This window comes from Paraburkholderia ultramafica (assembly GCF_902859915.1).
In the GTDB taxonomy this organism is placed as follows: Bacteria; Pseudomonadota; Gammaproteobacteria; order Burkholderiales; family Burkholderiaceae; genus Paraburkholderia; species Paraburkholderia ultramafica.
Map to the genome: position 1 here is coordinate 1 of NZ_CADIKK010000140.1, position 1439 is coordinate 1439.

1 protein-coding gene is annotated in these 1439 nt (G+C 65.3%); it reads right to left on the reverse strand.

Going from position 1 to position 1439, the window contains the following annotated elements; translation table 11 throughout:
• Positions 1–1439: threonine ammonia-lyase, biosynthetic (gene ilvA, locus HV744_RS36565; protein WP_175154084.1), on the reverse strand; the 1439-nt coding region annotated here is incomplete at both ends.

A 1439-nucleotide genomic window follows, 5' to 3' on the forward strand; every position in this document is an offset into this window, starting at 1 on the left:
AAACGCTCGAACGCCTCGGTCTCGCTCGCGGGCACCTGGATGCCGACCAGGATCGAGCTGTAGTCCGCGCCCTGGTTGCGGTAGTGGAACAGGCTGATGTTCCAGTTCGGCGCCATCGACGACAGGAACTTCATCAGCGCGCCCGGCCGCTCGGGAAACTCGAAGCGGAACAGACGCTCGTCATGCGCGAGCGGCGAGCGGCCGCCCACCATGTAGCGGATGTGCTGCTTGGAGAGTTCGTCGAAGGTCAGGTCGACGGTGGCGAAGCCGTGCGCCTCGAAGGCGCCCGCGATCTGCGCCGACTCGCTGCGATTCCTGATCTGCACGCCGACGAAGATATGCGCCGAATTCGCGTCCGCGATCCGGTAGTTGAACTCGGTGACGCTGCGCGTGCCGACCAGTTCGCAAAAGCGTTTGAAGCTGCCGCGCTCTTCGGGGATCGTCACCGCGAATACCGCTTCGCGCGCCTCGCCGACTTCGGCGCGCTCGGCGACAAAGCGCATGCGGTCGAAGTTCATGTTCGCGCCCGACGTGATCGCGATCAGTGTCTGGTTCTCGATGCCTTCGCGCTCCGCATACTGCTTCGCGCCCGCCACCGCCAGCGAGCCCGCCGGTTCGAGCACGCTGCGGGTATCCTGGAACACGTCCTTGATCGCCGCGCACAGCGCGTCGGTATTCACGAGCAGCACGTCGTCGAGATATTCGCTGCACAGCCGGAAGGTTTCTTCGCCGACCAGCTTCACGGCCGTGCCATCCGAGAACAGACCCACCTCATTCAGCGTGACCCGCTCGCCCGCTTTCAGCGACGCGGCCATCGCACATGAGTCATCGGTCTGCACGCCGATCACCTTGATCTCCGGGCGCACCGATTTCACATACGCGGCCACCCCTGCCGCGAGTCCGCCCCCGCCGATCGGCACGAAGATCGCGTGGATCGGCCCCTGATGCTGGCTGAGAATCTCCATCGCGACGGTGCCCTGGCCGGCGATCACGTACGGGTCGTCGAACGGATGCACGAAGGTCAGGCCGCGTTCTTCCTGCAACTGCACCGCATGACCGTAGGCATCGCTATACGACTCGCCGAACTGCACCACCTCGACGGTCGGGCCGCCGTGCGCGCGCACCGCATCGACCTTCACCTGCGGGGTCGTGACCGGCACCACGATGATCGCCTTCACGCCCATGCGCGCCGCCGACAGCGCGACGCCCTGCGCATGATTGCCCGCCGACGCGGTAATCACGCCACGCTCCAGCGCTTGCGGCGGAATATGCGCCATCTTGTTGTACGCGCCGCGCACCTTGAACGAGAACACCGGCTGGTTGTCCTCGCGCTTCAGATAGACCGGATTGCGCAGGCGTGCCGACAGATTCGGCGCGCGTTCGAGTTCGGTCTCGCGGGCCACGTCGTAGACGCGCGCGGTCAGGATTTTTTTCAGGTA